Source organism: Mycobacterium sp. NAZ190054, assembly GCF_001545925.1.
Taxonomy (GTDB): domain Bacteria; phylum Actinomycetota; class Actinomycetes; order Mycobacteriales; family Mycobacteriaceae; genus Mycobacterium.
Map to the genome: position 1 here is coordinate 1 of NZ_LMVQ01000161.1, position 8336 is coordinate 8336.

The window sequence follows — 8336 nt, forward strand, 5'->3', positions numbered from 1 at the left end:
GTACGTCGCCGCGCCCAGCCCTCCAACTCGGCCCGCTCATCAGCGGACAACACAATCTCAGCGGCATGAGGAGTCGGCACGACCTAGTCTAACAACTAGGCCGCAATTAATGACTCAGGACACTAGCTCGGCTCGGTGACCCGCTGACGCGTGGCCATCACCCAGGACAGGAATGCCTCGACCGCCTGCGCGGTGTAGTGCGCCCGCGGTGAGCCGTAGTAGAAGTCGAAAGCGTGCTGGGCGTGCGGGATCTCCGCGTAGACCACCGGAGCGGTCGACACCTCGCGCAGCGCCTCGGCGAACTCCCTGCCCTCCGGTACGGGAATGATCGAATCGTCCTGGCCGTGCAGGATGAAGAACGGTGGCGCGTCGGGGCGCAACCGGTAGCAGGGTGACGCGTCGACGTAGACCTGCCGGTTCTGCAGGATCGGCTTCTTCACGACGAACTTCTGCAGGAACGCGATGAACTCCTTGCGCCCGCTGCCACGCGCGGACACCCAGTCGTAGCGACCGTAAATCGGGACCGCGGCCACCACCGAGGTGTCGGCGTCCTCGAAACCCGGCTGGAACTGCGGGTCGTCGGCGGTCAGCGCGGCCAGCGAGGACAGGTGGCCACCGGCCGAACCACCGCTGATCGCGACGAAATCGGGATCGCCGCCGTACTCGGCGATGTGCTCCTTGATCCACGCCAACGCCCGTTTCACGTCGACGATGTGGTCCGGCCAGGTGTTGCGCGGGCTCACCCGGTAGTCGATCGACACACAGACCCAGCCGTGCTCGGCGAGGTGGCTCAGCAGCGGGTAGGCCTGCGGGCGACGCATCCCGATCGCCCACGCCCCACCCGGAACCTGCAGCAGCACAGGGGCCTTCCCGTCACGGGGCAGGTCGGCGCGGCGCCAGATGTCGGCCCTGTTCACGCGCAGCGGACCGTACTGCACGGTGTTGGCCTTCTCCACGTAGCGGCGGCGGATCAGATCATTGGGGAAGACGCCGATGTAGCGGCGCCGCGACGACTTCGCCTTCTCAGCGATCTGCTGGTAGTTCTCGCCGAGCGCCTCACGCAGCGGATCCTCGAAGTAGGGCTGCGAATTCACATTGCGGCGGTGGATCAGATACAGCAGGGCCCACGAGATCGCGGTGAGCACGACGGCGATCCGGCCGCGCGGGCCGCGGAAGTCGCCCCGGACGCCGCGCCGCACCGCATCGAGCATCGATCCCGCCATGTACAGCGGCGACATCTCCGAGGTCGGCCAGCCGAACGCGAAGACCGGGATGGTGGGGTATCCCTCACGCGCGAGGGGACGGACACCGTTGGCGGCGTTGAGCAGCTCGGCGACGGCGCGCAGCAGAGGCCGGCGCTTAGGCATGGTCAGGCATTCTCGATGCGTTCCTTCAGGTCCTTGCGGGAGATCTTGCCGGTGACGCTTCGTGGCAACTCGTCGAGAACCGTGATCTCCCTGGGCACCTTGTAACCGGCGAGGTGGTCGCGGACATGATGCTTGAGTGTGTCGGGAGTAGCCGTGGCGCCGGGGTTCAAAACCACGAACGCCTCAAGCCGCTGGCCGAACTTCTCGTCGTCGACGCCGATCACCGTCGCCTCGGCCACGTCCGGGTGGTCGGCCAGGGTCTTCTCCACCTCGATCGGGTAGACGTTCTCGCCGCCCGAGACGATCATCTCGTCGTCGCGTCCCACCACGAAAAGGCGACCCTCCCCGTCGAGATAGCCGACGTCGCCGGAGGCCATGAAACCCTCGTGGAAATCCTTCGTCGCGCCGGTGGTGTAGCCGTCGAACTGCGTCTGGTTGCGCACGTAGATCCCGCCGGTCTCACCGGTGGGCACCTCGTTGAACTCGGAGTCCAGGATCCGGATCTCGGTGCCCTCGGCCGGCCGGCCCGCGGTGTCGGGCGCGGCCCGCAGATCGCGCGGCGTCGCGGTGGCGATCATGCCGGCCTCGGTCGCGTTGTAGTTGTTGTAGATGACGTCGCCGAAGCGGTCCATGAACTTGATCACCACATCGGGGCGCATCCGCGACCCCGACGCCGCGGCGAAGCGCAGCGACCGGCAGCTGTATCTGTCGAGCACCTCCTCGGGCAGGTCCATGATCCGGTCGAACATCACCGGGACCACACACAACCCGGTGGCCCGGTGCTTGTCGACGAGCTCGAGGGTCGCCTCGGGATCGAACTTACGGCGGGTGATGATCGTGCACGACATCGACGCGGCGAAGGCCAACTGGGAGAAGCCCCAGGCGTGGAACATCGGTGCGACGATGACGACGGGTTGCTCGGCGCGCCACGGGGTGCGGTCGAGGATGGCCTTGAGCACGCGCGGGTCTCCGCCGGAGTGCCTGGCCCCCTTGGGGGTTCCGGTGGTGCCGGAGGTCAGCAGGATGACCCGGCTCTTCGCCAGGGCGCGTACCGGCTCGTGTCCGGTGTGCGCGGCGATCATGCCCTCGACCGTGTGCCGGTCGGTCGGATTGTCGGCCCAGGCGACGATGCGGGTGGTGTCGGGTCGCCGGGCCAGCGCACGGTCGACGGTGTCGGTGAACTCCTCGTCGTAGACCACCGCGACGGAGCGGCCCTCGCCCTCGCGCTCCATCACCTCGGCCAGCGCCGGCCCGGCGAACGAGGTGTTGAGCAGCAGCACGTCGGCGCCGATCCGGTTGGCGGCGATCAGCGCGTCGACGAACCCGCGGTGGTTGCGCGCCATCAGCGCGATCACCTCGGGCTGACCGTCGGGCAGCGCCTGCAGCGCCGCGGCGAAAGCGTCGGCGCGCCGGTCGATCTGGCGCCAGGTCAGGATCCCGCGTTCGTCGACCAGGCCGGCCCGGTCCGGACAGCGCTGGGCGGCGGCGGCGAAACCGGAGGTGATCGCCATGTTCTCGCGACGCATCGCCCCGGCGATGCGCAGGTACTTGTCGGGCCGCATCGGTGCGATGACGCCGGCGCGAACCATGGTCGAGAGCAGGCCCAGGACGCTGCTGACGGGGTCGGTGAGGCCCATCGGTCAGCCCAGGACGGGGAGTCGGCGCTCCTCGGCCAGTTCATCGAGCGCACGCTGCATCACCCGCCGCACGTGGGCATCGACCTCGTCGATGTCGGGGTTCTCGCCGAACTCGGCGACGATGTCGATCGGCGGCAGTGCCTTCATCGTGATCTTGGCCGGCAGCGGCACGTTCACCGGCAGCACGACCGACAGGCCGAACGGGAAGCCGAACGACACCGGCAGGATCTCGGTGCGGAACATCCGCGCCACCGGACCCAGCGCCTTGGCGATCTCGGTGCCGCGGGACAGGAACAGCTGGCTCTCCTGACCCCCGATACCCACCGTCGGCACGATCGGGACGCCGGAGTTCAGGGCCGCCCTGACGTAACCGGTGCGCCCGCCGAAGTCGATCTTGTTCGCTGCCAGCGTCGGTCGGTAGACGTCGTAGTCACCACCGGGGAACACCACCACGACGCCACCGGAGCGCAGTGCCTCCTCGGCGTTGCGGTGATTGGCCGGGATGAAGCCGGTCTTCTTGAAGAAGCTTCCGGTGGGCCCGACCATCAGCATGTCGTGGCTGAGCGTGTAGACGGGCCGGTCGAAACCGAATGTGTCGTAGAAGCCACTGGCGAACACCGGGACGTCCATCGGGAACAGGCCGCCGGAGTGGTTGGACACCACCAGCGCGCCGCCGTTGGGGAAGTTCTCCAGACCGCGCAGCTCGGCACGGTGCCAGCCCCTGAGGAACGGCTTGAGGAGGCCCATCACCCGCTCGGTGAGAACCGGATCCCACTTGGTGATCTCGGACGTCTCGATGTCGGTCGCACCCACGGCGGCCCCCTTGATACTGGAACGTGTTCTAGTTTTGCCAGTTTACCCGCTGCTCACGGGCGGCAAAACGGCTATGAGCAGCATCACGTGACCGAAGAATTCAGCACCGGCGGTGTCGCCGTCAAGCTCGGTGGCCCGATCGCAACCTTGATCTTGATGGCGGTCGCCCGAAACGCCCGACGGATCGGGACCGCCCGTTGTAGGTTCGAATCACTGTGGCGGAACCCGGTCGGGGGATTCCGCCATAGTGCTTTCCGATACCGCAGTCGGAGCCGGGCATTGACCTGACCGCGCCGAGACCGAGGCGCACATCAGCCGGGTCCTCGACAGCTGAAGCGCAGCAGGAAAAGTCATGTCGCTGATCGCGGGCGGCGACATACTCTCCAGACCGTGACCGATCTCTCGCCAGAGCACCCTTCGCCCCGTCGCCGCGACCGGCTCCGTGAGCTGCTCGACGCGGTCACCGACGCCGAGAACAGCGACGTCGGGGAGATGGCGCGCAGCAGCTTCGCCTCGGAGTTCCACTTCTCCCGCGAGGTCCGCCGGCTGACCGGGGAGTCGCCCGCGGCGTTGCGGCGGCGGGTGATGCTGGAGCGCGCCGCGTGGCGGCTGCGCCGCGGCGAGGCGGTGTCGGCGGTGGCCGCCGACGAGGGCTGGTCCTCGGCCGAGGTGTTCTCCCGGGCGTTCCGGCGCAGCTACGGGCTGCCGCCGTCGCAGGCGGCCGAGGTGCACTTCCGGCTGCCCGCGCCCAACGGACTGCACTTCCATCCCCCGGAGTCGCTGTGGCTGGACAGCGATCCCGGCGAGCGCGGCGATCCGCACGTCCCGGACATCGCGGCACTGATGGTCGACCACGACATCGCCGACACCGCGCATCTGATCGGGCAGGCCGCGCAGCTGACCGCGGCGCAGTGGGTGGCCGAGATCGCGCCGGGCCAGACGGTGCTGGAATGGGACGGGCCCGAACCCAGTGTCGGGGCGGTGCTCGGCGCGATCGTGTGGACCAAACAGGTCTGGCTGGCGACGATCGCCGGTGACGACTTTCCGTCGCGGACCTCGACCCAACCCGAGTTCGTCGACGCCGACGCGCTGGCCGCGCACCACGACGACATCGGCAAACGTTGGCGGGCAATGGTTTCCGAATACACCGCGGCGGGCCGTCTCGGCGACACCGTGATCGACGCGCTCTGCGACCCGCCGGAGTCCTTCCAGCTCTACGGCATCGTCGCGCACGTACTGACCTACTCGGCGCACCGCCGCGAACTCGTCCGCGCCATGTTGGCGCGCCACGGTGTGACGAGCCGGTGCGGAGACCCGCTGGACTGGATGAGAGGAAACTAGATGAGCACCGTTTACTACACCGCGTCGAGCCTGGACGGCTACATCGTCGACGAGAACAAGAGCCTGGACTGGCTGATCTCCCGCGACATCGACGCCGACGGGCCGTTCGGCACCGACCCGTTCATGGAATCGGTCGGCTCGCTGGTGATGGGTGCCGACACCTACGAGTGGATCCGCAAGAACGAGCCGGGCGAATGGATGTACCCACGACCGTCCTGGGTACTGACGCACAGGCCCGACATCGTCGAAGACGGCCACGACGTGGCGACCTTCGCCGGGGACGTCACCGACCTGCACCCGACGCTGGTCTCGGCGGCCGCCGGCAAGAACGTGTGGGTGGTCGGCGGTGGTGACGTCGCCGCCCAGTTCGTCGCCGCCGGTCTGATCGACGAGATGATCGTGTCCTACGCGCCGTGCACGCTGGGCGCCGGCTCGCCGGTGTTGCCGCTGCGCTCGGAATGGGAGTTGGTCTCCTCGGCGGTCAACGCGGATTTCGTGTGCGCCCACTGGCGCCGCGCGTGAGGTGCACCCGGCTCGGCCGTCGCGACCCCGGTCGCTCGCGAGCGTACGGTTCTGGACGGGTTTCGGCGATTTCCCGTCACATTCCGTACGTTCGCCACGCCACGTCTTGTCGCGCTAGGCCGGCGTGTACCCGAACGGCAGCAGGATGCTCTTGGGCTCGCAGTACGCCTCGATGCCCTCCCACCCGTTCTCGCGGCCGATGCCGGAGTTCTTGAAGCCGCCGAACGGCGCGCACGGATCGAACGCGTACATGTTCACCGCATAGGTTCCGGTGCGGATCTTCCGCGCGATCTTCAGCGCGCGGTCGTTGTCGGTGGTGTACACCGAGCCGGCCAGGCCGTAATCCGAGTCGTTGGCGATGCGCACCGCGTCGTCCTCGTCCTCGTAGGGGATCACCGCCAGGACGGGGCCGAAGATCTCCTCCTGCGCGATGGTCATCGAGTTGTCCACGTCGGCGAAGACCGTCGGCTGCACGAACCATCCGCTGTCCAGGCCCTCGGGCCGGCCACCGCCGGTGACCACCCGGGCGCCTTCCTCGACGCCCTTCTTGATGTAGCCCTCCACCCGGTCACGCTGCTTCTCGCTGATCAGCGGTCCGATCATCGCGGCCGGATCGTCGGGCAGGCCGGGCGCCATCCCGGCGACCGCCGCCGCGACCTTCTCGACGACCTCGTCGTACCGCGACCGGGGCGCCAGGATCCGGGTCTGGCCCACACAAGCCTGCCCCGAGTTCATCAGACCGGAGAAGACCAGCATCGGCAGCGTGGAGTCCAGGTCGGCGTCCTCGAGGATGATCGCCGCTGATTTCCCACCGAGCTCCAGCGTGCAGCCCTTGAGCCGGTCGGCCGCGATCTTGGCGATCTCCTTGCCCACCGCCGACGACCCGGTGAAGGTGTACTTGTCCAGGTTCGGGTTCGCGGTCAGCGCCTGACCGGTCTCCGGGCCGCCCGGCACGATCGACAGCACGCCCTCGGGTAGGCCCGCCTCGACGAACATCTCCGCCATCGCGAACACCGACAACGGCGTCTCGGCGGCGGGCTTGAGCACGACGGTGCAGCCGGCCAGCAGCGCGGGGCCGAGCTTGTTGGCCGCCAGGAAGAACGGCACGTTCCATGCGGTGACCGCGCCGACCACACCGATCGGCTCGCGCACCACGAGCGTCTGCCCGTAGACGCCGTCGCGGATGTCCTGCCAGGTGAACTTGTCCGCGGCCCCGGCATAGAACTGGAACGACGACATCGCCGCGCCGTACTGCATCATGTCGACGATCGTCGGCGGCTGACCCGTCTCGGCGGCCAGCAGGAACTTCAGCTCGTCGGCGCGCTCCTCCATGATCTTGACGGCACGGCCGAGCACCTCGGCGCGCTGCTGCGGCGTCATCTGGGGCCACGGACCGTTGTCGAACGCCTCGCGGGCCGCGGCGCAGGCGGCGTCGACGTCGGCCGCCGAGGCCAGCGGCACCCTGCCGACGAGTTCGCCGGTGGCGGGGGAACGCACCTCGATCACCTCCGAGGTGGCCGGCTCGACCCACTTGCCGCCGATGAACAGCTTGTCCCAGTCGGTCTTGAAGGCAGTGCTCTGTGTCATACCCGTCACACTACCGACGGAACGACAAAACGAGAACCTGTTGCAGTACAGCCGTCAAGACGGCCGCAACACCAGCACCAGGTTGCTCACCACGAACTCCCGCAGGCCCGGGACGTTCGTCAGTCCCCAGGCCCATCGCGGGTGGTAGCGGGGAAATGCGGTGACCAGGGCGCCGGTGCCGCGCGCCCAGCGCAGCCCGGCCGCCGCTGACACCGCGAACAACGACGAGCCGTAGTCGTTCTTGGGTCGATGGCCGTGCCTGCGGGTGTACATCCGCGCGGCGCGGCGCCCGCCGAGGTAGTGCGTCAGCCCCATCTCGTGGCCGCCGAACGGCCCCAGCCAGACCGTGTACGACAGCACCGCCAGCCCACCGGGCCGCGTCACGCGCAACATCTCGTCGCCGAGCCGCCACGGGTCGGGGACGTGTTCGGCGACGTTCGACGACAGGCACACGTCCACGCTGCCGTCGGCGAACGGCAGCGCGGTGCCCGAGGCGCGGACGAACGCGCCGGCCCGGCGGTGTGTGCGCGGCGCCGCGGCGTGCATCTCGCGGGGATCGGGTTCGACGCCGATGTAGGTCAGGCCGGCGGCGGTGAACGCCGACGCGAAGTAGCCGGGCCCGCCCCCGACGTCGAGAAGCGTCAGACCGTCGGCCGGGGTGCCGGTGGCCGACCTCCACAGGTCGCCGACCATCGCGACGGTGTCACCGGCCAGCGCGCCGTAGAAGCGGTCCGGGTCGCTCTGCTCGTAGCGGAACGCCGCGAGCAACCGCAGCGACCGCGCCAGCGTCGCCCGTTCGGCGACGCGGTCGGAAACTGCCACCCGGTCACCCTATGCGCGTCGGCCGTTACGCTGGCGGGGATGTCTGACCTGCCTGATCCCATGCGCTCCGCGCGCGCGGGGGTCCGCTCCGTGTTGCTGCTGTGCTGGCGCGACACCGGCCACCCCCAGGGCGGCGGCAGCGAGGCGAACTCCTCCAGCGCCAGCGGATTCACCCGGCCCAGCTCCCGCAGCTCCTTCTCCGCCCGCTTGGCGCGCCGCTCCTGGGTGGCCCGGTCGTAGGGCATCG

7 protein-coding genes and 2 pseudogenes are annotated in these 8336 nt (G+C 68.9%); 3 read left to right on the forward strand and 6 right to left on the reverse strand.

Annotated features, from left to right (window positions below; translation table 11 throughout):
* Window positions 1–122: 122 nt before the first annotated feature.
* From ASJ79_RS13050 to ASJ79_RS13060, 3 genes are read right to left on the reverse strand one after another with little or no spacing between them, the layout of a single operon-like run.
* The gene (locus tag ASJ79_RS13050; protein ID WP_067955754.1) at window positions 123–1367 is read right to left on the reverse strand and encodes an alpha/beta hydrolase; all 1245 of its coding nucleotides are present in this window, start codon (window positions 1365–1367) and stop codon (window positions 123–125) included.
* A gap of 2 nt (window positions 1368–1369) precedes the next feature.
* Window positions 1370–3004: an acyl-CoA ligase FadD12 gene (gene fadD12, locus ASJ79_RS13055; protein WP_067955755.1), complete on the reverse strand. Its 1635-nt coding sequence runs from the start codon at window positions 3002–3004 to the stop codon at window positions 1370–1372.
* Between the two features lie 3 nt (window positions 3005–3007).
* Window positions 3008–3817 (reverse strand): 1-acyl-sn-glycerol-3-phosphate acyltransferase, encoded by an 810-nt coding sequence (locus ASJ79_RS13060; protein ID WP_067955757.1) that lies wholly within the window; start codon window positions 3815–3817, stop codon window positions 3008–3010.
* A 390-nt stretch (window positions 3818–4207) separates the two neighbouring features.
* Between ASJ79_RS13060 and ASJ79_RS13065 the strand changes: the two genes are divergently transcribed.
* Both ASJ79_RS13065 and ASJ79_RS13070 read left to right on the forward strand, forming a co-directional pair.
* Window positions 4208–5158 carry a helix-turn-helix domain-containing protein gene (locus ASJ79_RS13065; protein ID WP_067955759.1) on the forward strand — a complete coding sequence of 317 codons (951 nt, stop codon included), beginning with the start codon at window positions 4208–4210 and terminating at the stop codon, window positions 5156–5158.
* Window positions 5159–5680, forward strand: a complete 522-nt coding sequence (locus ASJ79_RS13070) for a dihydrofolate reductase family protein (protein ID WP_067955761.1) — start codon at window positions 5159–5161, stop codon at window positions 5678–5680. It abuts the gene before it with no gap.
* Between the two features lie 114 nt (window positions 5681–5794).
* On the opposite strand, the gene ASJ79_RS13075 is transcribed toward ASJ79_RS13070, so the two are convergent.
* Complete coding sequence (locus ASJ79_RS13075; RefSeq protein ID WP_067955764.1) at window positions 5795–7267, reverse strand: aldehyde dehydrogenase; 1473 nt, start codon at window positions 7265–7267, stop codon at window positions 5795–5797.
* A gap of 54 nt (window positions 7268–7321) precedes the next feature.
* Window positions 7322–8089, reverse strand: a complete 768-nt coding sequence (locus ASJ79_RS13080; RefSeq protein WP_067955766.1) for a class I SAM-dependent methyltransferase — start codon at window positions 8087–8089, stop codon at window positions 7322–7324.
* Between the two features lie 60 nt (window positions 8090–8149).
* Here ASJ79_RS13080 and ASJ79_RS33905 point away from each other — a divergent pair.
* Window positions 8150–8236 (forward strand): annotated as a pseudogene (locus ASJ79_RS33905) (hypothetical protein); the annotation flags it as partial.
* Here ASJ79_RS33905 and ASJ79_RS35010 read toward each other — a convergent pair.
* Window positions 8227–8336: pseudogene (locus ASJ79_RS35010) on the reverse strand (chromosome segregation protein SMC); the annotation flags it as partial. The pseudogenes ASJ79_RS33905 and ASJ79_RS35010 overlap by 10 nt on opposite strands.